The sequence below is a fragment of the Bacillus sp. NP157 genome, assembly GCA_018889975.1.
Taxonomy (GTDB): Bacteria; Pseudomonadota; Gammaproteobacteria; order Xanthomonadales; family Rhodanobacteraceae; genus Luteibacter.
Genome location: CP076546.1, coordinates 4,067,876 through 4,090,000, shown reverse-complemented (window position 1 = coordinate 4,090,000; position 22,125 = coordinate 4,067,876). Strand labels below are relative to the sequence as shown.

The following is a 22,125-nucleotide window of genomic DNA, read 5'->3' as shown; positions in this document are numbered from 1 at the left end:
CGGGGAGGCGAATAATACGGTTTTTCAGACCTGCTGCAACCCCTTTTGTGAACTTTTTTTGAAAGCGCCGTTAAATCAGGCGGATACGGGCGAAGTTTCGCTTGCCGACCTGGAGCACGCCTTCAAAACCTGCCGTAAACACACGTGCTGCGTCTTCCACCACCTCGCCATCGATACGCACCGCGCGCTCCTTGAGCTTGCGGTTCGCCTCGGAATTGCTCGGCGTGACGCCCGCGGCGGTCAAAAGGGAAGCAAGACGGAAGCCTTCGGCCGGCGCCTGGATGTCCGTAAGAGGAAGCAGCGAGGTATCGCCCTGCCCCGTCACCACGGCGTGCCAGCCCGCAATGGCCTGCTCGGCGGCGGCGGCGTCATGGAAGCGCGTCGCCAGCTCGCGGGCCAGCCGCAGCTTGGCATCGCGCGGGTTGAGCGCCCCGGAGGCGATGTCCACCTTCATCCGTGCCAGCTCGTCCAGCGACACATCGAAGCTGAGCAGCTCGAACCAGCGCCACATCAGCTCGTCGCCGATCTTCATCGTCTTGGTGACGATATCGATGGCCGGTTCACTGATGCCTATGTAGTTACCCAGCGACTTGGACATCTTGTTGACCCCGTCCAGCCCCTCGAGCAGCGGCATGGTCAGGACGATCTGCGGCGGCTGGCCGTGGTGCTCCTGCAGGGCACGGCCCATCAACAGGTTGAATTTCTGGTCGGTGCCGCCGAGCTCCACGTCGGCCTCGAGGGCGACGGAGTCGTAGCCCTGGACCAGCGGGTAAAGGAACTCGTGGATGGCGATCGGCTGCTCACCCTTATAGCGCTTGGCGAAGTCGTCCCGCTCCAGCATGCGCGCCACGGTGTGCTGGGCCGCCAGGCGGATCATGTCCGCGGCGCCCATCTTGCCGAACCACTCCGAATTGAAGCGCAGCTCGGTCTTCTCCTTATCGAGCACCTTATAGACCTGCTCGGCGTAGGTCTGGGCGTTGGCCAGCACGTCCTCGCGGGTGAGCGGCTTGCGGGTGACGTTCTTGCCGGTGGGGTCGCCGATCATCCCGGTGAAGTCGCCGATCAGGAAGATGACCTGGTGGCCCAGGTCCTGGAACTGGCGCATCTTGTTAAGAAGCACGGTGTGGCCGATGTGGAGATCCGGCGCGGTCGGGTCGAAGCCCGCCTTGATGCGCAGGGGACGACCGGTCTTGAGGCGTGCCTCGAGGTCTTCCTTCTTGATGATCTCGTCCGCGCCGCGCGCGATAAGGGCCAGCGACTGCTCCAGGTCGTTCATGCTTACTCTCTTCTTTACGTACGTATGTATGGGTTTCGCAACTTCACAAATGTATGTGAAGGACGCGTAGCGGTTAATTGTGCGTTAACCGCGACATGCGATGCAAAGCCTTGATGTGAAAGGCGTTGACGTCTTTTGCACGAGGCCGTTATGGTACGCGACAACACGGGGCGAGCGGATACAAGAAAGACAATGGGTGATGAGATTCGAAGCGCGCAACAGAGCGCGCGCAAGCAGGCCATTCGCCGCAAGGCGCAGCGGCGCCACTCCCACTTCTATGACAGCCGTGCGGCCCACTGGTCGTTCAGTCGCAATGCGTCGTCGGAACCGCTGAGCTGGTCGCGCGAGCGATGGATCCTCGCGGGCACCGCGTTCGTGCTCGTCATCCTGTCGGCGCTGGTCATCCCCGCGTGGGCCGGCGCGATGAAGTCGCCGAAGTTCACGACCACCGCCAGCGTCACGACGGTAGCCGGTCCGCACAACGTGGTGCCCCTCGCGTTGCCGAAGATGGACCCGTCCGCCATCAAGCCGCTCGTCCCGACGGAAGAATGGCAGACCGTGCAGGTGGAAGCCGGCCAGACGCTCGCCGACATCTTCCTTGCGCAAGGCCTCACCATGACCGACCTGCAGCACGTCATCGACGGCGCGGGCGGCACGAAGGTCTTCCATCAGATCAAGCCGGGCCAGGAATTCCAGTTCCTCGTCGGTGCGGACCATGCGCTCAAGGGCGTGCGCTTCGACCAGGACGAAGCCACCATCGCCACGCTCCGCCTCGATGGCGATACCGCGAAGCTGACCACCCAGGTGCGCGACGTGCAGCGCCGCGAACACATCTCGCACGGCGTGATCGATAGCTCGCTGTTCGGTGCCGCCTCCAAGGCCGGCATGAGCAACGCGATGGTCCTCAAGCTTGCCGAAGCGTTCAAGTACGACATCGACTTCGTCCAGGACCTGCGCGTCGGCGACAGCTTCACCGTCATCTATGACGACGTATACAGCGATGGCGCCTACCTGCGCGAGGGCGACATCGTCGCCGCCGAGTTCGTGAACCAGGGCAAGCGTTACACGGCGTATCGCTATAAGACGGCCGATGGCAAGTTCAGCTACTTCAGCGAGGAAGGCCGTCCGCTGGTGGGTTCGTTCCTGCGCATCCCGGTCGACTTCACCCGCATCTCGTCGCAGTTCAGCGCCGGCCGCATGCATCCGATCCTTGGCAAGATGCGCGCGCACAAGGGCGTCGATTACGCCGCACCGACCGGCACGCCGATCCACGCTGCCGGCGATGGCGTCGTCAAGTTCCGCGGCTGGATGAATGGCTACGGCAACTTCGTGGTGATCCAGCACAACGGCACCATCAGCACTGCTTACGGCCACATGTCGCGCTTCGCCAACCTGCGCGTCGGCCAGCATGTCAGCCAGGGCACCACGATCGGCTTCGTCGGCATGACCGGCCTGGCCACCGGCCCGCACCTGCACTACGAATTCCGCGTCAACAACGTGCAGCGCGACCCGCAGACGGTCACCCTGCCGAAGCCGGAGCCTCTGCCGGCGGCCCAGCTGGCGAAGTTCAAGAAGGACGTCGTCGGTCCGCAGCTCGCCCGCCTCAACCAGCTGGACAGCAACTACAAGCTGGCCAGCGCGAAGGGCGGCAACACCGCGAGCGACGACTGAGTCGTGCCCCATGCTTCGGATGGCCTGTACCTCGGCCTGATCTCGGGTACCAGCGCGGATGGCATCGATGCCGCGCTGGTCCGCTTCACCGACACCCGGCCCGCGCTTGTCGCGGGCCTCGTGCATCCATGGGATGACACGCTGCGTCGGCGCATCCTCGCGATCGCACAGGACGAAGAACGCCTCGACCTCGACGGCTATGGCCAGCTCGACGTCGCGGTCGGCCGAGCCTTCGCGGATGCCGCGCTGGCCGTGCTCAGGCAGGCCGACGTGCCGGCGCGCGACGTGCGTGCGATCGGCTCGCATGGACAGACCATCCGCCATCGTCCCGACGGCGAGTACCCGTTCACCCTGCAGATCGGCGACCCCTCGGTGATCGCCGAGCGCACCCGCATCGACACCGTGGCCGACTTCCGCCGTCCCGACGTCGCCGCGGGTGGACAGGGCGCCCCGTTGGTGCCGGCCTTCCACGCGACCGTGCTGCGCCCGGCCACGGGCGCGCGCGCCGTGCTCAACCTGGGCGGCATTGCCAACGTCACGCGGCTGACCCCCGATGGCCACGTCACGGGCTTCGATACCGGCCCGGCGAACGGCCTGATGGATGCGTGGTGCCTGCGCCACCGTGGCGAAGCCTTCGATCGCGACGGGATCTTCGCGGCCTCCGGCACGGTGGATCCCGACCTGCTCGCCGAGCTGCTCGACGATCCCTACTTCGTCTTGCCGCCGCCGAAGAGCACCGGCCGCGAGCACTTCCACCTGGCCTGGCTGGATGCGCATCCGCGCGTTGCCGAGCTCTCGCCGGAAGATGTGCAGGCCACCCTGATGGCGCTGAGCGCCGTATCGATCGGCGACGCCATTCGCCAGCATGCGGCGGATGCCGTCGACGTGGTCGCGTGCGGCGGCGGGGTGCATAACGCGGCACTGATGCACGCGATCGCGAGCCGGCTCGAAGGACGCGCGCTGCATGCCAGCGGCGCGTTCGGGATCGATCCGGACTTCATGGAAGCCATGGGCTTCGCATGGCTGGCGTTCCGCAGGCTCCGTGGCGAGCCCGGCAACCTGCCCGCGGTGACCGGGGCGACGGGGGCGAGGCTGCTGGGCGCGGTCTACGCGGCTCCGCCAGCCTGACTCAACGAGGCGATCAGCTTTCGCTCGCCGCGACGGCGTGGCGTTTGGCGTTCTCGGCGAGGCTGGCAGGCGAGGCCTGGACCAGCGCCGACAAGGCTTCCTGGAAGGCCGCCTGTTCGTCGGCATCCCATGCGCCGGTGAGGTGCGCGATGTCGCCGGGCTCGAGCAGCAGCTCGTTGAACACGTCGCCAGGACTCAAGCCGAGTCCATACCGCAACGCGTGCAGTATCACTTCGTTGATCGACCAGCGGCGTTCCCGAGCGAGCGACTTGATCCGCTCGGCCATCTGATCATCAATATGTCGCACCACGATATCCGGCACGTGCGTAATCTCCAGCGCGCATGCCCCCTGTGGACCGAATCTTACACAGAATCGGACGACGGACGCACGTACCCCGGGCGGCCTATTCCTCGGTGGCCGCCGGCATGGGCAGGCCCCGCCAGAGGATGGCCAGCACGGCCAGGCAGGGGACGATCGAAAGGGTGCTCACCACGAACAGCGAGGTGTATCCCGCGTCCTTGACGAGGAAGCCGGAGAAGCCGCCGAGCAGTTTCCCGGGCAGGTTGGCCAGCGCGCTGAGCAAGGCGTACTGCGTGGCCGTGAAACGGCGGTTGACCAGCCCCGACATGAAGGCGACCAGCACCGGGCCGGCAAAGCCCTGGGCGAAGTTGTCGCCGGACAGCGTGGCCACGAAGGCCCAGGTCTGCCCGGGGTTCTGCGCCATCAGCAGGTAGAGCATGTTGGACAGGGCCACGCCGATGGCGGAGACCGCGAGCAGCCGGCGCATGTCGAAACGGGTCACGGCCCAGCCGCCCAACAGGGCGCCGGCAATGCCGACGATCACGCCGTAGACCTTGGATACCTCGGCGATCTGGAGCTTGCTGAAGCCGGCGTCGAGGTAGAAGGGGTACGCCATGACGCCGAGCATCTGGTCGGGCAGGCGGAACAGCGCGACGAACAACAGCATGCCCAGCGCCAGCGCCACGCCGAAGCGCGCGAAGAAGTCGCGGAACGGGCCGATGAAACCTTCCTGGATCGCCACGGCCAGCGGCACGCGCTCGCGCACGCGATGCTCGGGTTCGCGGGCGACGAGCACGGTGACCAGCGGGATCAGCAACAGCGCGCAGATGGCCATGTAGCCCTTCTGCCAGCCCAGCGCCTGGGCCACGATAAGGATGCCCGCGCCACCGGCGATGAGGCCGAGCCGGTAACCCAGCGTGTAGGTCGCGGCCAGCGCGCCCTGTGCTTCTGGCGGCGCGATCTCCACGCGATAGGCATCCACCACGATGTCGACCGTGGCACCGGCGAACGCCGCGAGCATGGTCATCCCGAGGAAGTTCCGCAGCGACTGCTCCGGCGGCATCAGCGCCATGCCGAACAGGCCCGCGGCCAGCAGCAGCAGCGCAAAGAGCAGCCAGCCACGGCGCTGGCCGAGCCGGCAGAACAACGGCAGGCGCAGCTTGTCGACCGCAGGTGCCCAGGCGAACTTGAAGTTGTAGGCGAAGGTAACGAAGCTGGCGACGCCGATGGCACCGTAGTCGACGCCCGATTCCTTCAGCCACGCCGAGAGCGTGTTGCCCACGAGCAGGAACGGCAGGCCCGAGGCCAGGCCGAGGAACAGCATGACCACCGCGCCCGGCTGGGCAAACGCGGCGAACAGGCCGCGCCAGCCCTTGTAACGGACCTTGCCCTCCACTTCGCTCACTCGGCGTAGTCCACGGTGAACGGCGCATGGTCGGAGAAGCGTTCGTCGCGGTAGATCGAGCAGTCGCGCAGGCGATCACGCAGGCCCGGGGTCACGATCTGGTAGTCGATGCGCCAACCCACGTTGTTCGCACGGGCCTGGCCGCGATTCGACCACCACGTGTATTCCACGGCGTCGGGCTTCAGCGCGCGGAAGCTGTCCACCCAGCCGATCTCCTTGAACAGCAGGTCGAGCCACGCGCGCTCTTCCGGCAGGCAGCCCGAGTTCTTCTGGTTCGAACTCCAGTTCTTGATGTCGTCCTTCGTGTGCACGATGTTCCAGTCGCCGCACAACACGTAGTCACGCCCGCTGGCGGCCCATTCGCGGAAGATCGGCGTCAGCCATTCCATCACGCGGAACTTGTACTGCTGGCGTTCGTCGCCGGACGAGCCCGACGGGATGTAGAACGACACGACGCTGAGGTTGCCGTAGCGCGCCTCGATGTAACGCCCCTCGCAGTCGAAGTCTTCGCGACCCAGCGACGTGCGGATTTCGTCCGGCTCGCGCTTCGAATAGATGGCCACGCCGCTGTAGCCCTTCTTGCTGCGGGCATCGTGATAGAAGCAGTGATGGCCGTCCGGGCGGAACATCGGGTCAGTCAGCTGCGCTTCCTGGGCCTTGGTCTCCTGCAGGCAGACGACGTCGGCGTCCTGCTTGCGGAGCCAGTCGAACACGCCCTTGGTGGCGGCGGAGCGGATGCCGTTGGCATTCAGGCAAATGATGCGCATGGGGTCTCGGGCGTCGGGCAATGCGCCATCATAGCAACCGGCCATGGCCGGGGTGCCCGCGGTACCATGGGGGTCCCGAATCCTGCGGAACCTGCGACGTGCACGACTACCAGCGCGAATTCATCGAACTCACCCTCGCCCGCGACGTGTTGCGCTTCGGCGAATTCACGCTGAAGTCCGGCCGCACCAGCCCGTATTTCTTCAACATGGGCCGGATCGACTCCGGCGCCGCGCTCGCCCGGCTCGGGCGCTCCTATGCGGCGGCCGCCGTGCGCTCCGGCGTCGCGTTCGACATGCTGTTCGGCCCGGCCTACAAGGGCATCGCCCTGGCCGCGGCCACGGCCATCGCGCTGGCCGACACCCAGGACCGCGACGTCCCCTGGGCCTATAACCGCAAGGAAGCCAAGGACCATGGCGAAGGCGGCACGCTGGTCGGCGCGCCGTTGCAGGGCCGGGTCCTGATCGTCGACGACGTGATGACCGCCGGCACGGCCGTGCGCGAATCGCTGGAGCTGATCAAAGCGCAGGGCGCCGAGCCCGCGGGCGTGCTCATCGCACTGGATCGCCAGGAACGCGGCCTGGGCGAGCTTTCCGCGGCCCAGGAAGTCGCGCGCAGCTTCGGCATCCCCGTGATCGCCATCGCCAGCCTCGCCGACGTGCTGGCCTATGCCGGCGAGCGCCCGGAACTTGCGGCAGAGCACGGACGGCTGCTCGCCTACCGCGAACAATACGGTGTGAAGGCATAAGCACGGTGGGCGATGCCGATGGCTATACTCCGCACACAGGAGGGGAACCCATGCGAGCAACACGTTTCATCATGGCGGGAATGGCGCTGGTCGTGGCCACGTCCGCCTTTGCACTCGATCCGCAGAGCACGAGCAACAACAACGGCTTCCGTTATCGCTGGAAAGACGGCTCCGGCCAGTCCTTCTATAGCGACAGCCTTACCTCGGATGCGATGAAGGTCGGCTACGACATCGTCAATTCGCGCGGCGTCGTGGTCCAGCACGTGGATCGTCAGCTGACCCCGGACGAGCGTGTCGCGGCGAAGAAGATCGCGGACCAGAAGGCGGCCGAGCAGGCGGCCATCGACCAGCGCAAGCGCGAAGATGCCCAGATGCTGAACGCCTACCCCACCGAGAAGGCGTTCATCGCCGCGCGGCAGTCGCAGCTGGACAACTTTGGCCAGGCCACCCGGACCACCCAGCTGAACCTGCAGGGCCAGGAAAAAACCCTGGCCGACCTGCTCAACCGCGCCGGCGATCTCGAGCGCGCGAAGCAGCCGGTGCCGGTGTTCCTCAGCGATCGCATCAGCGAGCAGCGCAATACGGTAGCTGGCCTGCGTGCGACGATGCAGCGCCAGCAGGCAGCGGAAGCCGCGGCCAGGGCAACCATGGACGTGGACGTGAAGCACTACCGCGAACTCAAGGCAGCGGCGGCCAACGGCGGCTAAGGCCGCCGCGTCAGAACGGCAAGGCCAGCTTCGGATCGACCGCGTGGAGTTGCAGGCGGAAGGCCTGCATCACGCGCTCCAGGGATTTCGCGTTGTCCGCGTCGAAACGGAAGACCAGCGCCGGCGAGGTGTTGGACGCGCGGACCAGGCCCCAACCGTCGGGCCAGTCGGCACGGATGCCGTCCAGCGTGCTGATCCGCGCCTCGTCGAACGTCGCCTTCCCGCGGAAGGCTTCCATGAAGTACACGGGCGCGCCTTCCGCCATCGGCAGGCGCAGTTCGGGCGTGGAGACGCTCTTCGGCAACGCATTGAAGATCTCGGCCGGGCTGCGCTCTTCCAGGTCGCTGGAGACGATTTCCAGCAGGCGTGCCGCGGCGTAGATGCCGTCGTCGAAGCCATACCAGCGATTGTTGTCGGCGAAGAAGAAGTGGCCGCTCATCTCGCCGGCCAGCGAGGCGCCGCTCTCGCGCATCTTCGCCTTGATCAGCGAATGGCCGGTGCGCCACATCAACGGCACGCCGGCCGCTTCCTGGATCACCCGGCGCAGGTGGCCGGTGCACTTGACGTCGTAGATCACCGTCGCGCCGGGATTGCGCGCCAGCACGTCCTGCGCGTAGAGCATCAGCAGGCGGTCGGGATAGATGATCTCGCCGGCGGGCGTCACCACGCCGAGCCGGTCGCCATCGCCGTCGAAGGCGATGCCGAGGTCCGCGCCGATCGTGTGCACCGCGGCGATCAGGTCGCCGAGGTTGCGCGGATCGGACGGATCGGGATGGTGGTTGGGGAAGCGACCGTCGATATCGCAGTACAGCGGCACGACATCGCAGCCGATTTCCTCGAGCACGCGCGGCCCGATCTCGCCGGCGGCGCCATTGCCCGCGTCCACCACCACTTTCAGGCGACGCTGGGTCGACACATCGTCGGCGACGCGGCCGACATAGGCATCGCTCACGGACTGCTCGCGCCACGTGCCATGGCCGCCGGAGGGCAAGCCGCCCTCGGCGATCCGCCGGTAGAGATCGGTGATCGCCGACTCGGCCAGGGTTTCGCCGCCTACGACGATCTTGAAGCCGTTGTGGTCAGCCGGGTTGTGGCTACCGGTGACGGATACGCCGCAACCGGTGCCGAACTGGAAGCAGGCGAAATAGACCAGCGGCGTCGGCACGACGCCCAGGTCGATGACGTCGATGCCGGCGTCGCGCAAGCCGTTGGACAGGGCACCGGCGAGCTCGGGGCCGGACAGGCGTCCGTCGCGGCCGACGACGATTTCGTGCAGTTCGCGCTCGTGCATCAGCGCGCCGATGGCCTGGCCGATCTGGTGCGCGGTGCTGGCGGTCAGGGTGCCGCCCGCGACGCCGCGAATGTCGTACGCGCGGAAGATCGCCGGATCGACCACGTCCGGTGCGGCGGGGACGACGTTCGCGACCGGGGCGGGTGCGGGTACCGGGGCCGGCCGTGGTTCATCGGCATCGCCGCCGGAGGTCGACGGCAGGCGCGGCTTGCGCTGCACGTCGGCGACCAGGATCTCGGGCTCTTCGGCGAGGGTGACCACGACGGGCTCGGGACGCTGGCGCGACCAGAGCAGGAAGCCGCCGCCGGCCAGGCCTATCAGGGCCAGCAACGCGGCCAGCACTTCGGAATGCGGCACGACGATGAAGGCCTTCGGCATGGCGGAGAACACATAGAGCGCCGTACCGTTGATGCGCTGGCCCGTCGCGGCGAGCTCACCGCTGGTCTCGCCGTTGGCCACCAGCAGCAGGCTGTCGGAGCCGTCGCCCTGGCGCAGTTCAAGCCGTCCGCCATGCGGTGACACCGACGCGAAGCGCGTGGCGATGCCGTCGAAGGGGTATTCGAGGAACACCCAGGCGCGCAACGTACCGCTCACCTGCACGGGCTCGACCACGCTCAGGCGGCGCTTGCCGTTCACGGTCTGGGTACTGGCCGGCGCCTGCTCCTGGCCCTGGCCCCCAAGGGCCGCCATCAGCTGCGCGGCCTTGGCATAACCAAACTCGCGATAGTTGGCGCGGACCACTTCGTCCAGGCCCGGGGAGTAGACCTCGGTGGTCTGGGCCGTGGGCAGCAGCGCATGCAGCCGCGCCGCGGCGGCGGCGCGATCGTCGATCCCGGCCTGCAGCGCCGGATCCGCCACGGCGGCGAGGAACTGCCGGCGCATGCCCGCGTATTCGCCATTGAGGTCGCGCACGACCTCGGCCTGCGCGTCACGCACGCGCGCCGCGGCGCCTTCTTCATCCGCGATCAGCCATGCCTGCCACGCACAGAACGCGCCCGCGGCGACCAGCACGGTGGCCACGACCAGCGTGACCAGTTTCCGTGGATCGATGCGAGGCCCCCGCCCCACTCCCGCTTCGCGAGCCATGTGTCCCCTTACCCTATCGGTGTGTCAATTGACGCCAGTAGAACCGAAACCGCCCTGCCCGCGGTGTGACGGCGCGAAGCCTTCGACCACCCGCAGGCGAGCCCGCCCCACGGGCACGAGCAATAATTGCGCAATACGGTCCCCCGGCGCGACGGTCAATTCGGCAGTTCCGCGATTCCATGCCGAAATCATCAGCGGGCCCTGGTAGTCCGCGTCGATCACGCCGACCAGGTTACCCATCACCAGGCCTTGCTTGTGGCCCAGCCCCGAGCGCGGGACGATCAGGGCGCACCAGCCTGGGTCGCCGATGTGGATCGCCAGGCCCGTCGGGACCAGCACGCTCTCGCCCGGCTTAAGGGTGATCGGAGCCTCGACCGCGGCGCGCAGGTCCATGCCGGCGCTGCCATCGGTGGCCGGCTCGGGCAACGGGATGCTGTCGCCGAGGCGCGGGTCGAGGATTTTCAGTTCGATGTCGATCAAGGCCGTGCCCCGTGGCTGGCGAGGAAATGGTCGGCCACGTGGGCCATCAACTGGCGGGCCAGCTCGGTTTTTGCTGCCTGGCCCAGCGCGATGTCGCCGCCCGGCCAGTACAGATGCAGTGCATTGTCCGCGACTTCGAATCCGCGGCCGGCGCCGACTTCATTCGCGGCGATCATGTCCAGGCCCTTGCGAGCCAGCTTGTCGCGGGCGTAGTCGGCGACCTCGCGGGTTTCCGCCGCGAAACCGACCAGGAACGGGTGGCCCGGTCGCTGCGCGAGCGCGCCGATGATGTCGGGGTTTTCCGCCAGTTCCAGCCGCAGCGGTTCGCCGCCGGCCTTCTTCAGCTTGTGGCCGGCGATCTCCGCGGGGCGGTAGTCGCCCACGGCTGCGGCGCCGACGTAGATATCCGCGCCCTCGCTGGCCTTGAGCACCGCCTCGTGCATCTCGCGGGCGCTGCGGACGTCGATCCGCCGTACGCCGGCCGGCGTGGGTAGCGACACCGGGCCCGCGACCAGGGTGACGTCGGCGCCGGCATCGCGGGCGGCGGCGGCCACCGCGAAGCCCATCCGGCCGGAGCTGCGGTTACCGATGAAGCGGACCGGGTCGATGTCTTCGTAGGTAGGGCCGGCGCTGACCACGACGCGGCGGCCGCGCAGGCGCTGTCCGGCGAACGAAGCCACGAGGATGTCGCGCAGGTCGTGCGGCTCGAGCATGCGGCCCGAGCCGATGTCGCCGCAGGCCTGGTCGCCATCGGCCGGCCCAAGGACCTGGACGCCGCGCACGCGCAGGGTGCCGATGTTGGCCTGGACGGCCGGATTGGCCCACATCTGCTGGTTCATCGCCGGGGCGACATAGACCGGCGCGGCGGTGGCGAGCACCACGGTGGACAGCAGGTCGTTGGCGAAGCCATGGGCCAGCCGGGCGACGGTATCGGCGCTGGCCGGGGCGATCAGCAGGCGCTCGGCCCATTTCGCCAGTTCGATGTGGCCCATGGCCGCTTCGCCGGCTTCGTCCCACAGGCTGACCCGCACCGGCTGGCCGGAAAGCGCCTGGAAGGTGGTCGGGGTGACGAAGTGGGTGGCGCCCTCGGTCATGACGATGCGCACCTCTGCTTCGAGGTCGCGCAGGCGACGGACGAGCTCGCAGATCTTGTAGGCGGCGATGCCGCCGGTGACGCCAATCAGGATGCGACGCTGGCGGAGGGTCATGGCAGGAACGGCGGCGTAGCGGCGGGACGGGCTAGCTTAACGGATTTCCCCTACCCAGCCGCGAGGCGTGCGACAGCCCTGCTTTCGGCCTGCGCCCATCGTCGCGGGGCCGGCCCCGGCCGTACCTTGGAAGACCCGCCAAGGAGGCAACCATGACCAACCCCAGCAACAAGAAACGCAACGTCCGCGATGCCTCGTCCGACCACGAGGCATGGGCCTACCCGATCAGTGCGTGGCCGGAACAGGAACGGCCGCGCGAACGCCTGGTGCGCAAAGGCCCCACCGCCCTTACCGACGCCGAACTGGTTGCCGTCTTGCTCGGTAACGGCACGCCGGGCCTCGATGCCGTGGCGACCGGCAGGAAACTCCTCACGCAAGCCGGGGGAATCCGCCGCCTGATGGCCGATGCGATCGAGATGCCGCCGCTCCCCGGGTTCGGGCCGGTCAAGCGCGCCCGGCTGGTCGCAGCGCTGGAACTGGCCAGCCGCTCGCTGGGCGAGGGTGTCCTTGCCCGGCAGCACATCGGCAACCCCGAGGATTGCGGTGATTTCCTCAGGTCACACTTTTCCCACCTGAAGGAAGAGGTCATGGCCGTGCTGTACCTGAACGCCAGTCATTCCGTGATCTGCTTCGAGGTCCTGACCAAGGGTACGGTCGACTACGCCAGCGTCTATCCCCGGGAACTGGCCAAGGCCTGCATTGCGCACCGCGCCACGGCGGTAATCCTCGTCCACAACCACCCCTCGGGTAATCCACGGCCCAGCCAGGCCGACGTGGAGATCACCGGGACCATCCGCCTGGCCTTGAGTGCGCTGGAGGTGAAGGTGCTCGACCATGTGGTGGTAGGTGGCAACCGGGTGGTCTCGATGGGGGCGCTCGGCATGATCTAGCCGCCGGGCGCCCCAAAGAAAAACGGCGCGAGTGCCGCTCGCGCCGTTATGGGTCACCTTTCGAGGGAGGGGCGTCAGTGACCCGGGCGTGCCATGGGCCGGGGAGACACCGGGCACGAGGGAAAGTGTGAAGGTTGGGCATGACAGGCCCATGACGCGATGCCGCACGAACGAAAACACGCTTGAAGGAATTGACTTATGCACACAGAGCGTTTTTGTCAGTTGGCCGTCACAGCTGTTGTCCCGGCGCAGGTCAGCATTGCAAGCCATTGATCCGTCTATGTTTCGCTTGTTACGGGGTGATGTCACTTGCCGACCGGGCCGCATGATGCCCCTGGCCCCTCTTATTGCCCACAGAGTTATCCACAGGCTTGTGGATAGCCGGCACGACGGGCGGTAGGGAGGCCGCAGACCCCTTTCTGCTAGGATTACCGGTTCCATATCCGCGTCGCGAAGCCCGTGAAACAAGAGCTCAAACAACTCGTCCTGCAGGCCATTGGCGCCCTGCGTGAGTCCGGCAAGCTGCCGTCCGATTTCGTGGCCCCGGTCTTCGTCATCGAGCGGACCCGCAGCCGTGAGCACGGCGACTTCGCCACCAACGCCGCCATGATGATGGCCAAGGCCGCCGGCCGGAAGCCGCGCGACATCGCCACCGACCTGGTCGAGGCGCTGGGCGCCTCCCCGCTGGTGGGCAAGGTCGAGGTCGCCGGGCCCGGTTTCATCAACTTCTTCCTCGCCCCGGCCGCGTTCCATGCGGAGATCGAGCGTGCGCTGGCGGAAACCGACCGTTATGGCCACAACCGCGATGGTGGCGGGCGGACGGCCGGCGTGGAATACGTCTCGGCCAACCCGACCGGCCCGCTGCATGTCGGCCACGGCCGCGCGGCGGCCATCGGCGACAGCATCAGCCGCCTGCTGCATGCCACCGGCTACAAGGTGGCCCGCGAGTTCTACTACAACGACGCCGGCGTGCAGATCGCCAACCTGGCCTTGTCCACCCAGTGCCGCGCCAGGGGCATCGCCCCGGACGAGGCGGGCTGGCCGGAATCCGGCTACCGCGGCGACTACATCGCCGAAGTGGCCCGCGCCTTTCTGGCGAAGGAATCGGTCGAGGCCGACGGCGAAGTGGTCGTGGCCACGGGCGATGCGGACAACCTCGACGACGTGCGCCGGTTCGCCGTCGCCTACCTGCGCCACGAGCAGGACCTCGACCTGAAGGCCTTCGGCGTCTCCTTCGACGTCTACTACCTCGAGTCTTCGCTCTACAGCGAGGGCAAGGTGGACGAGACCGTGCGCGAGCTGGTCGCCCACGGCCACACCTACGAGGAAGGCGGCGCGCTGTGGCTGCGCTCGACCGACTACGGCGACGACAAGGACCGCGTGATGCGCAAGTCCGACGGCAGTTACACCTACTTCCTGCCGGACGTCGCCTACCACCGGACCAAGTGGCAGCGCGGCTACGAGCGCGCCATCACCGAACTCGGCTCGGACCACCACGGCTCGCTGGCCCGCGTGAAGGCTGGCCTGCAGGCACTGGACTGCGGCATCCCGAAAAACTGGCCGGAATACGTGCTGCACCAGATGGTGACGGTGATGAAGGGCGGCGAAGAGGTGAAGATCTCCAAGCGCGCCGGCTCCTACGTCACCCTGCGCGACCTGATCGACGAAGCCGGCCGCGACGCCACGCGCTACTTCCTGATCGCGCGCAAGGCCGACTCGCAGCTGGTCTTCGACATCGACCTGGCCCGTTCGCAGAGCAACGACAACCCGGTGTATTACATCCAGTACGCGCACGCCCGCGCCAGCCGCGTGTTCCGCGAACTGGCCGATCGCGGCCTGTCCACCCACCGTGGCCAGGGCATCGCGCGGCTGGACCGGCTCGACACCGAGCACGAACAGGCGCTGATGGTCGAGCTGTCGCGCTACCCGGAAGTGGTGGAAGCCGCCGCGGCCACCCTCGAGCCGCACCTGGTCGCGCAATACCTGCGTGAGCTGGCCGGCGCGCTGCACAGCTACTATCACGAGCACAAGTGGATCGTGGACGACGCCGACCTGCGCGACGCACGCCTTACCCTGGTGGCGGCGACGCAGCAGGTGCTGCGCAACGGTCTGGACCTGCTGGGCATTTCCGCCCCGGAGAGCATGTAATGGCGACTCGCAAGAAGGGCAAAGGCCGCCAGGCCGTCCGCAACAGCTCCGGCGGCATGCCCGGCTGGGGCTGGGCGCTGATCGGCATTCTCGCCGGCGCCCTGCTGATGGCCTTCGCGATGCGCGGCAGCTTCATGCCGATGAAGAAGGACGGCCCGGAGCCCAACCCGCAGGCCACCGCGCAGAAGGGCAGCGAGCCCGGCGTGGCCGACCAGGCGGAGCCGGAAAAGAGCGACAAGCCGAAGAAGCCGTCCTACGACTTCTACTCGGTGCTGTCGGAGAAGGAAGTGCGCATCCCGGATGCGGAGATCCACGCCCAGGCCAAGGCCGAGGCGCAGCAGCAGAACCAGCAGCAGGTTGCCGCCCAGCAGCAGGCCCAGGCCGCGCAACAGCAGCAGGCCGCCGCCGCGGCCGCGCAGCAACAGCAGCAGGTGAATGCCGCCGCGGCGAACCTGCCCAAGGCGACCACGCAGACCGTGACCGCCACCCCGTCGCAGCCGGCCGCACCCGCCGCCGCGAGTGGTGGCAGCGGTTACCTGCTGCAGGTGGGCGCGTTCCCGAGCGCGGGCGACGCGGAAGCACTGAAGGCCAAGCTGGCCCTGCAGGGTTTCATCGCCAACGTGCAGTCGGTGAAGGTCGGCGCGCAGACGTACAACCGCGTCCGCCTCGGGCCGTTCAAGTCGGCAACCGAGCTGGAGAGCACCAAGCAGCGCCTGCAGTCGGCCGGCATCAGCGCCATCGCATTGAAGGAAGGTTCCTGACCACGGATGCGATGGACGAAAAAAAAACCCGCCGGTTGGCGGGTTTTTTTTGCTTACGACTTTCGTTTCAGCCGGATCAAGGCCGAAATGTCGTCGTCGCCATACCCTTCCGACATCAACTGGGCGAAGTCGGCCAGCGACTGCTCGATGATCGTCCGGTCGGTGCCCGCGTCGGCGGCGATGCCGCGGACGATGCCCAGGTCCTTGTGCAGCAGCGCCAGCTTGAAGCCCACCGAGAATTCGTTGCGTAACATCGTCGCGCCGCGCTTCTCGAGGAACCAGTTACCGGCGGCGCCCGCGCCCAGCGTCGGGATCAGGCGCTCCGCGTCGAGGCCAAGCGCCTCGCCCAGCGCAAGGCCTTCGGTCACCGCGTGCGCGATACCGGCGACCAGCACCTGGTTCACCGCCTTCGTCGCCTGGCCCGCACCCACCACGCCCATGTGCGTGATCCGCGCGCCGTAGGCTTCCAGCGCGGGACGCGCCGCGTCGAGCGTGGCGGCGTCACCGCCCACCATCACCGACAGCTTGCCGTTCTTGGCCCCTTCCACGCCGCCGGAGACCGGTGCATCGAGGAATGCGCCACCGGCGTCGCCGATGATCCGCGCTGCACGCTTCGCCGTCTCGGGCGACACCGTGGAATGGTCGACCACGATGGCACCCTTCTTCAGCGTCGGCGCCAGCGCCTCGACCACGCCGATGACGTCGGCGTCCGCGCTGACGCACAGGGCGATCACATCGCAGGTGGAGGCGATGGTGGCAAGGTCGGGCGCCTGTACGCCGAGCTCCCTGGCCAGCGCGTCGGCGCGCGCCTGGGTGCGATTGCCCACGGCGCTGAGCAAGCCCTTCGCGTGGAGGTGGCCGGCCATGGGCGCGCCCATGGCACCGAGGCCGATGAAGGCCGTCTTCAGGGTCATCGGGTGGTTTCCGCCAGGTAGGTGTAGCCGGTGAGGCCCTTGTCGAGCGACGCCGCGAGTTCGTCAGCGTGGGCGCCGGTGATGCCCGCTGCCGCGATGCGATCGGTGTAGGCCTGGCGCAGCGCCTTCACGTCGTAGCCCACGTAGTCGAGCATCAGGTCAGTGGTGTCGCCGCGACGGATGTGCGCGAATTCGTAACCGGAGCCGGTGGCGCGGACGTTGACCGCGTCGGTGTCGCCGAACAGGTTATGGATGTCGCCCAGGGTCTCCTGGTAGGCACCGACCATGAAGATACCCATCCGATACGACTCACCGTCCTTCAGACGGTGCAGCGGCAGGCTGACGTCCACGCCTTCGGCGTCCACGTAGTGGTCGATGCGGCCGTCCGAATCGCAGGTCAGGTCCGCGATGACGCCGCGGCGGGTCGGCTCCTCATCGAGGCGGGTGATCGGCACGATCGGGAAGATCTGGTCGATGGCCCAGATGTCCGGCACCGATTCGAAGACCGAGAAATTCACGAAGTACTTGTCGACCAGCTTTTCATCGAGGTCGTCCAGCGCCTGGCGATGCGCACGCTCCGCCGGCAGCAGGCGCGGACGCACGGCGTTGGCGATGGCGTAGAACATGTCGTCGAGGGTGGCGCGGTCGCGCAGGTCGAGCTGGCCCAGCGCGTACAGGGCCTGGCCTTCGGCGAAGTGGTGCTGCGCCTCGTGGAACAGCTCCAGCGGCGGGCGGGTGTCGAGCTCGGCGTGGGTTTCGCGCAGGTGGCGCAATACGGTGGGCTCGTCCGGGCGCGCGGCGTCGATGGCGCCCATCGGCACCTCTTCCACTTCGCTGACATTCACCACCATCACGGCGTGGTGCGCGGTCATCGCGCGGCCCGACTCGGTGAAGATCGTCGGCGCCGGCATGCCGTGTTCGGCCACGGCCTCGGCCAGCGGCTGGACCACGCTGGCGGCGTACTGACCCAGGCTGTAGTTGATCGAGTTGAAGCTGCGCGAACGGGTCCCTTCGTAGTCCACGCCCAGGCCGCCGCCGACGTCGACCACGTCGATCGGCACGCCGAGGCGATGCAGTTCGACGAAGTAACGCACGGCCTCACGCATGCCCGCGGCGATATCGCGGACGTTGGAGATCTGCGAACCCATGTGGAAGTGCTGCAGGCGCAGGGTGTGCTTCAGGCCGGCGGCGTCGAGGCGCTCGATCAGCTCCAGCACCTGGCCGGGGCTGAGGCCGAACTTGCCCTTGTCGCCGCCGGTGTTCTGCCACTTGCCCGCGCCGATCGAGGCCAGGCGGACGCGCACGCCGAGCAGCGGCTCGACGTCGAGCGCCTTCGCTTCGGCCAGCACGTGGTCCAGTTCCGACAGCTTCTCGACGACGATGTGCACGCGCAGGCCCAGCTTGCGGCCGATCAGCGCAAGGCGCACGTACTCGCGATCCTTGTAACCGTTGCAGACCACCATGCTGCCCGGGCGGGCATGGGCGAGCACGGCCATCAGCTCGGGCTTGGAGCCGGCTTCCAGGCCGAAGCCTTCCTCGCCGGCGGCGACCAGTTCGCTGACCACGCCGCGCTGCTGGTTCACCTTGATCGGGTAGATCGCGGTGTACGAGCCGGCGTAGTCCGCATCGTCGATGGCCTTGGCGAAGGCTTCGCGGAGGCGGTTCAGGCGGTCGGCGAGGATGTCGGGGAAACGGACGAGCAGCGGCAGGCGCAGGCCTTCGGAGGTGGCCTGGGCCACGATGGCCGCGAGGTCGAGGGACGGGCCTTCGTCGCCGCGGGGGCGCATCAGCAGGTGGCCGTCGCCGGCAACGTCGACGTAGCCGTTGCTCCAGTGGGGAATCGCGTAGGTCAGCTTGGCGCGATCGATGGTCCAGTTCGCCATGGGCAGGCGTTCTCCAGGTGATGTTGTCGTGTCCCCAACGGGGGCGCGGAACAGTCGCAGCGGCGAACCTTGACCTGAAACGGGCCTGGATGGCCGGGAGCCTCGCACGCCGCGGGGCCGTCCAGACGGGGCCAGCCACCCCTGGGGGCGGCGGCTGACCGTCTATTCTAACGGCCGGGTGTGACATCGGGCTATCAGGCCGATGAACCCCTACGCGGCCCGTCGGCCGACGACTTGGCCGATTCTTGCCCCGGAGCCGGTACAATCCATCGTTTACACCCCCTTCCCGTTTCCAGGAACAAGCGTCATGTCGCAGCAGCAGCTCAGCTGGTTTACCGAGGCCCACCAGGCTTCGGGCTCCTCCATCGGTTTCCGCGTCGAGCGCCTGCTGCACGCCGAGAAGACCGAGTTCCAGACCATCGAGATCTACCAGACCACCGATTGGGGCAACCTGATGGTGATCGACGGCTGCGTGATGCTCACCGGCCGTGACAACTTCCTGTACCACGAGATGATGACCCACCCGGCGCTGTTCACCCACGCCCGCGCCAAGCGCGTGGTGATCATCGGTGGCGGCGATTGCGGCACGCTGCGCGAAGTGCTCAAGCACGAAGAAGTCGAGAAGGCGACCCAGGTCGAGATCGACGAGCGCGTCACCCGCCTCGCCGAGCAGTACTTCCCGGAGCTGTGCGAGTCGAACAACGACCCGCGCGCCGAGCTGCTGTTCATCGACGGCATCAAGTACATGGCCGAAGCGGATCCGGAATCGATCGACCTGATCATCGTCGACTCGACCGACCCGGTCGGCCCGGCCGAAGGCCTGTTCAACGCCGCGTTCTACGCCAGCTGCTACAAGGCCCTGCGCCACGGCGGCATCCTGGTCCAGCAGTCCGAATCGCCGCTGGCCCACATCGAGCTGATCAAGGCCATGCGTTCGGCCATGCGCACCTCGGGCTTCAAGGCCGTGCGCACCCTGCCGTTCCCGCAGCCGTGCTACCCCACCGGCTGGTGGAGCTGCACCATGGCCCGCAAGGACGGCGACCTGTCCGGCTTCCGCGAGCGCGGCGCCATCAGCAAGAACTTCGCCACGAAGTACTACAACGCCGACATCCACAAGGGCGCACTGGCCCAGCCGGAATTCATGCGCGAAGCGCTCGGCGAGTAAAACCCTGCTGTTTGTAGGAGCGCGCCTGCGCGCGAATCGGGCTAGCGAATCGGATCAGCGAACTCAATTAGCTGTATCAGAGTCGGATTCGCCGTATCACCCAATCGCGCGCAGGCGCGCTCCTACACAAAGCCATTAAAAAGGGCGCCCTTGGGCGCCCTTTTTTTATTTACCGCTTTCCACGTGCGAAGGCTCCCACCCCGCCGGCGCTTCCGCCGGCATGCCGTAGGCGCGTAGCGCCGCGAGCACCACGCTCATCTCCGTGCCACCGCTGCGCGCCAGCATCAGCATCTTCTGCGCGGTGGCCTTGTCGCCCTGCGCCTGGACGTTGAGCTGGGCGAAACGCTGCATCTGCCAGATCAGGTTGAGGCGAGCGGCCTTGGCGGACTGCTGGTCGGCGCTGTCCGTTGAGAGCGTCTCGCGCAGGTGCAGGCCGAGCGAGCGACCCAGCGGGCTGCTGCCCCACTCCAGCACCTTGGCCAGCTTCAGGCAGTCGCCGACGATCGCGGCGTTGTCCTTGTTCGCCTCGCAGAAGCGCGCCGTGGACTGGAACGACGGGGTCGGCTGCGCGCTGGCCAGGCCGAAAACGATGACCATCTGCACGCCGGCCGCACCGGAGCCCTGCAGGGCGTTGAAGGTGTTCGCCGGGGGCGGCAGCTGGCTGACCGAGGTGGCCAGCGCCTTCATGCTGGCGCCGAGGTAGTCGTCATAGACGCGGGCGTTCGCCGCCCTGGCCAGGTCGGCACGCGCCGCCGACGCATCGCCGGCGTGGTCGTCGATGCCCAGCTTGAGCATCCACACCGCGGCGTTATCCGGCGCCTGCTGCTGCAGCTGCTTCACCGCCTCGGCATTCGGGCAGGCATCCGCCTTCGCGTCGCAGTCGGCCAGGCTGACCCAGGTCACCCGCGGGCCGGCATCGGCGTTGCGCGAGGCGCGTTCCAGGAGGGTGTGGTAACTCAGCACTTCAGGCGGCTTGGGCAACGGGCGCGCCAGCAGGGCCGCGCCAAGGAGCGGCTCGGTCTCGGTGCGCAGCGCCAGAACGCTGGCAAGGTCCTTCTGGAACTGCAGCAAAGCCTGCGTCTGGTCCTTCTGGGCCCTGGCATCGGCCTTCGCCGGCGCCTTCGCTGCAGCGCCCGGCCAGGGCTCGGCGGCGAACGCGGGCAAGGAAACCAGCCCGGCGAGCGCCAGGGTCACGATAAAGCGTCCCCGCATGGGACATCTCCCTGACATAAAAACGGTGAGGATACGGCCTGAGCATGAACGGAAGCTGGGACGTTCCGGCTTCACACGGGCTCTACATTGTTACCATCGAGGCCAGCGCGGGGGGAATACGGCGCCAGCGCCGCATGACCGCACCACCAATCCTGCGATAGAACAGGAGCTTACAATGGATCAATTCGCCATCTTCGCCAGCGAACGCGCTGGCTTCTTCGTCGGCTGGGGCACCCTCACGCTGATCAACGCGGGCCTGGCCCAGGGCAAGAACCGCAGTGGACTCGTCTGGTGGCTGCTCTCCCTGATCCTCGGTCCCTTCGCCACGCTCATCCTCGTGCTGATGCCCAAGGTGCGCGCCAAGATGTTTTGATCCGCGCCGAGCCTGTGTAGGCTAGGTACCTTCCCAAGGCAGGTGCTCGCGGATGCTTACGACGCTCGTGGCAAGCAGCAAGGGTGGTTGCGGCAAGACGACGCTGGTCACCCAGCTCGCGACCCATTGGGCCCAGGCCGGGAAACACACGGCCATCATCGATGCGGACCGGCAGCACTCCAGCCTGCGCTGGGCCGGCCGCCGCCCGGAGAACGTGCCGGGCGTGGTTGCCATCGAAGGCAGCCGCAAAGCCTTCGATCGCCTCTCCGACGACATCCAGCGCGTGATCGTCGATACCCCCGCGGGTGTCGACGAGAAGGACCTGGAGCCTTACCTCGAAAAGGCCGACGTCATCCTCGTGCCCGTCCTGCCGTCGTCCTTCGACCTCGACGCGACGCTGGATTTCCTCAAGATCCTGCAAGGCATCAACCGGGTAAAGCGTGGCAAGCTGCCGGTGGGCCTCGTGGGCAATCGGCTGAAGCCGTGGACGAACGCCAGCCAGCAGGCCATGGCCGACCTGGCCGAACAGGCGCCGTTCCCGGTGGTCGCGGAACTTCGCGATTCACAAGCGTACGTCTTGCTCACGGCGCTCGGTAAGGGCATCTTCGACTATCACTCGGAAAACGTGCGCGGACACCAGGACGACTGGGCGAAACTTCTTCGCTGGATAAAGCGAAGCACCTGAGCGTAAGGGCACCGCGACAAGGATTACG

Annotated in this window: 20 protein-coding genes; 10 read left to right on the top strand and 10 right to left on the bottom strand. The window is 67.3% G+C overall.

Annotated elements, in window-relative coordinates:
• Window positions 1–70 precede the first annotated feature (70 nt).
• A complete protein-coding gene (locus KPL74_18655; GenBank protein ID QWT19757.1) occupies window positions 71–1,276 on the bottom strand; it encodes a tyrosine--tRNA ligase in 1,206 nt (401 codons plus the stop codon).
• 192 nt (window positions 1,277–1,468) lie between these two features.
• On the opposite strand from KPL74_18655, the gene KPL74_18650 reads away from it, so the two are divergent.
• Together KPL74_18650 and KPL74_18645 are read left to right on the top strand one after the other, a co-directional pair.
• Window positions 1,469–2,947, top strand: a complete 1,479-nt coding sequence (locus KPL74_18650) for a peptidoglycan DD-metalloendopeptidase family protein (protein ID QWT19756.1) — start codon at window positions 1,469–1,471, stop codon at window positions 2,945–2,947.
• Window positions 2,948–2,950: 3 nt separating this feature from the next.
• A complete protein-coding gene (locus KPL74_18645) occupies window positions 2,951–4,075 on the top strand; it encodes an anhydro-N-acetylmuramic acid kinase (protein ID QWT19755.1) in 1,125 nt (374 codons plus the stop codon).
• 13 nt (window positions 4,076–4,088) lie between these two features.
• Here KPL74_18645 and KPL74_18640 read toward each other — a convergent pair whose 3' ends face one another.
• From KPL74_18640 to xth, 3 genes are all read right to left on the bottom strand, one after another.
• A complete protein-coding gene (locus KPL74_18640) occupies window positions 4,089–4,382 on the bottom strand; it encodes a ribbon-helix-helix protein, CopG family (protein ID QWT19754.1) in 294 nt (97 codons plus the stop codon).
• Between the two features lie 97 nt (window positions 4,383–4,479).
• Window positions 4,480–5,781, bottom strand: a complete 1,302-nt coding sequence (locus tag KPL74_18635) for an MFS transporter (GenBank protein ID QWT19753.1) — start codon at window positions 5,779–5,781, stop codon at window positions 4,480–4,482.
• Window positions 5,778–6,548, bottom strand: a complete 771-nt coding sequence (xth, locus tag KPL74_18630) for an exodeoxyribonuclease III (protein ID QWT19752.1) — start codon at window positions 6,546–6,548, stop codon at window positions 5,778–5,780. Before xth ends, KPL74_18635 begins: the two co-directional genes overlap by 4 nt.
• A 98-nt stretch (window positions 6,549–6,646) precedes the next feature.
• Here xth and pyrE point away from each other — a divergent pair, with 98 nt between their 5' ends.
• Both pyrE and KPL74_18620 read left to right on the top strand, forming a co-directional pair.
• Window positions 6,647–7,294 carry an orotate phosphoribosyltransferase gene (pyrE, locus tag KPL74_18625; protein QWT19751.1) on the top strand — a complete coding sequence of 216 codons (648 nt, stop codon included), beginning with the start codon at window positions 6,647–6,649 and terminating at the stop codon, window positions 7,292–7,294.
• A gap of 50 nt (window positions 7,295–7,344) precedes the next feature.
• Window positions 7,345–8,001, top strand: coding sequence for a hypothetical protein (locus KPL74_18620; GenBank protein QWT19750.1), 657 nt, complete (start codon window positions 7,345–7,347; stop codon window positions 7,999–8,001).
• A 10-nt stretch (window positions 8,002–8,011) separates the two neighbouring features.
• On the opposite strand, the gene KPL74_18615 is transcribed toward KPL74_18620, so the two are convergent.
• The 3 genes from KPL74_18615 to coaBC all read right to left on the bottom strand — a co-directional run bounded on the left by KPL74_18615 (window position 8,012) and on the right by coaBC (window position 12,066).
• The gene (locus KPL74_18615; protein QWT22640.1) at window positions 8,012–9,670 is read right to left on the bottom strand and encodes a phosphomannomutase/phosphoglucomutase; all 1,659 of its coding nucleotides are present in this window, start codon (window positions 9,668–9,670) and stop codon (window positions 8,012–8,014) included.
• Window positions 9,671–10,402: 732 nt separating this feature from the next.
• On the bottom strand, window positions 10,403–10,855 hold the full coding sequence (gene dut, locus KPL74_18610) for a dUTP diphosphatase (protein ID QWT22639.1): 453 nt from the start codon (window positions 10,853–10,855) through the stop codon (window positions 10,403–10,405).
• On the bottom strand, window positions 10,855–12,066 hold the full coding sequence (gene coaBC / locus KPL74_18605) for a bifunctional phosphopantothenoylcysteine decarboxylase/phosphopantothenate--cysteine ligase CoaBC (GenBank protein ID QWT19749.1): 1,212 nt from the start codon (window positions 12,064–12,066) through the stop codon (window positions 10,855–10,857). The genes dut and coaBC overlap by 1 nt, the downstream gene beginning before the upstream one ends.
• Window positions 12,067–12,218: 152 nt before the next feature.
• Between coaBC and radC the strand changes: the two genes are divergently transcribed.
• The 3 genes from radC to KPL74_18590 all read left to right on the top strand — a co-directional run bounded on the left by radC (window position 12,219) and on the right by KPL74_18590 (window position 15,865).
• Complete coding sequence (gene radC, locus KPL74_18600) at window positions 12,219–12,956, top strand: DNA repair protein RadC (GenBank protein QWT19748.1); 738 nt, start codon at window positions 12,219–12,221, stop codon at window positions 12,954–12,956.
• 459 nt (window positions 12,957–13,415) lie between these two features.
• The gene (locus KPL74_18595; GenBank protein ID QWT19747.1) at window positions 13,416–15,104 is read left to right on the top strand and encodes an arginine--tRNA ligase; all 1,689 of its coding nucleotides are present in this window, start codon (window positions 13,416–13,418) and stop codon (window positions 15,102–15,104) included.
• On the top strand, window positions 15,104–15,865 hold the full coding sequence (locus KPL74_18590) for an SPOR domain-containing protein (GenBank protein QWT19746.1): 762 nt from the start codon (window positions 15,104–15,106) through the stop codon (window positions 15,863–15,865). The genes KPL74_18595 and KPL74_18590 overlap by 1 nt, the downstream gene beginning before the upstream one ends.
• Before the next feature lie 53 nt (window positions 15,866–15,918).
• On the opposite strand, the gene KPL74_18585 is transcribed toward KPL74_18590, so the two are convergent.
• The gene (locus KPL74_18585; GenBank protein QWT19745.1) at window positions 15,919–16,779 is read right to left on the bottom strand and encodes an NAD(P)-dependent oxidoreductase; all 861 of its coding nucleotides are present in this window, start codon (window positions 16,777–16,779) and stop codon (window positions 15,919–15,921) included.
• Window positions 16,776–18,662, bottom strand: a complete 1,887-nt coding sequence (gene speA / locus KPL74_18580; GenBank protein ID QWT19744.1) for an arginine decarboxylase — start codon at window positions 18,660–18,662, stop codon at window positions 16,776–16,778. The genes KPL74_18585 and speA overlap by 4 nt, the downstream gene beginning before the upstream one ends.
• Window positions 18,663–18,969: 307 nt before the next feature.
• Here speA and speE point away from each other — a divergent pair, with 307 nt between their 5' ends.
• Window positions 18,970–19,827 carry a polyamine aminopropyltransferase gene (gene speE, locus KPL74_18575; protein ID QWT19743.1) on the top strand — a complete coding sequence of 286 codons (858 nt, stop codon included), beginning with the start codon at window positions 18,970–18,972 and terminating at the stop codon, window positions 19,825–19,827.
• Window positions 19,828–19,992: 165 nt separating this feature from the next.
• Here speE and KPL74_18570 read toward each other — a convergent pair whose 3' ends face one another.
• On the bottom strand, window positions 19,993–21,039 hold the full coding sequence (locus KPL74_18570; GenBank protein QWT19742.1) for a hypothetical protein: 1,047 nt from the start codon (window positions 21,037–21,039) through the stop codon (window positions 19,993–19,995).
• Window positions 21,040–21,214: 175 nt separating this feature from the next.
• Between KPL74_18570 and KPL74_18565 the strand changes: the two genes are divergently transcribed.
• Both KPL74_18565 and KPL74_18560 read left to right on the top strand, forming a co-directional pair.
• Window positions 21,215–21,412 carry a hypothetical protein gene (locus tag KPL74_18565; GenBank protein QWT19741.1) on the top strand — a complete coding sequence of 66 codons (198 nt, stop codon included), beginning with the start codon at window positions 21,215–21,217 and terminating at the stop codon, window positions 21,410–21,412.
• 52 nt (window positions 21,413–21,464) lie between these two features.
• Window positions 21,465–22,097, top strand: a complete 633-nt coding sequence (locus tag KPL74_18560) for a ParA family protein (protein ID QWT19740.1) — start codon at window positions 21,465–21,467, stop codon at window positions 22,095–22,097.
• Window positions 22,098–22,125: the final 28 nt, after the last annotated feature.

What these genes read in the sequence shown, in the direction of transcription:
- KPL74_18655 (QWT19757.1), bottom strand. Translation starts at nt 1,276, where the DNA reads ATGAACGACCTGGAGCAGTCGCTGGCCCTTATCGCGCGCGGCGCGGAC.
- KPL74_18650 (QWT19756.1), top strand. Translation starts at nt 1,469, where the DNA reads ATGGGTGATGAGATTCGAAGCGCGCAACAGAGCGCGCGCAAGCAGGCC.
- xth (QWT19752.1), bottom strand. Translation starts at nt 6,548, where the DNA reads ATGCGCATCATTTGCCTGAATGCCAACGGCATCCGCTCCGCCGCCACC.
- KPL74_18620 (QWT19750.1), top strand. Translation starts at nt 7,345, where the DNA reads ATGCGAGCAACACGTTTCATCATGGCGGGAATGGCGCTGGTCGTGGCC.
- KPL74_18615 (QWT22640.1), bottom strand. Translation starts at nt 9,670, where the DNA reads ATGCCGAAGGCCTTCATCGTCGTGCCGCATTCCGAAGTGCTGGCCGCG.
- coaBC (QWT19749.1), bottom strand. Translation starts at nt 12,066, where the DNA reads ATGACCCTCCGCCAGCGTCGCATCCTGATTGGCGTCACCGGCGGCATC.
- radC (QWT19748.1), top strand. Translation starts at nt 12,219, where the DNA reads ATGACCAACCCCAGCAACAAGAAACGCAACGTCCGCGATGCCTCGTCC.
- KPL74_18590 (QWT19746.1), top strand. Translation starts at nt 15,104, where the DNA reads ATGGCGACTCGCAAGAAGGGCAAAGGCCGCCAGGCCGTCCGCAACAGC.
- KPL74_18585 (QWT19745.1), bottom strand. Translation starts at nt 16,779, where the DNA reads ATGACCCTGAAGACGGCCTTCATCGGCCTCGGTGCCATGGGCGCGCCC.
- speA (QWT19744.1), bottom strand. Translation starts at nt 18,662, where the DNA reads ATGGCGAACTGGACCATCGATCGCGCCAAGCTGACCTACGCGATTCCC.
- speE (QWT19743.1), top strand. Translation starts at nt 18,970, where the DNA reads ATGTCGCAGCAGCAGCTCAGCTGGTTTACCGAGGCCCACCAGGCTTCG.
- KPL74_18570 (QWT19742.1), bottom strand. Translation starts at nt 21,039, where the DNA reads ATGCGGGGACGCTTTATCGTGACCCTGGCGCTCGCCGGGCTGGTTTCC.
- KPL74_18565 (QWT19741.1), top strand. Translation starts at nt 21,215, where the DNA reads ATGGATCAATTCGCCATCTTCGCCAGCGAACGCGCTGGCTTCTTCGTC.
- KPL74_18560 (QWT19740.1), top strand. Translation starts at nt 21,465, where the DNA reads ATGCTTACGACGCTCGTGGCAAGCAGCAAGGGTGGTTGCGGCAAGACG.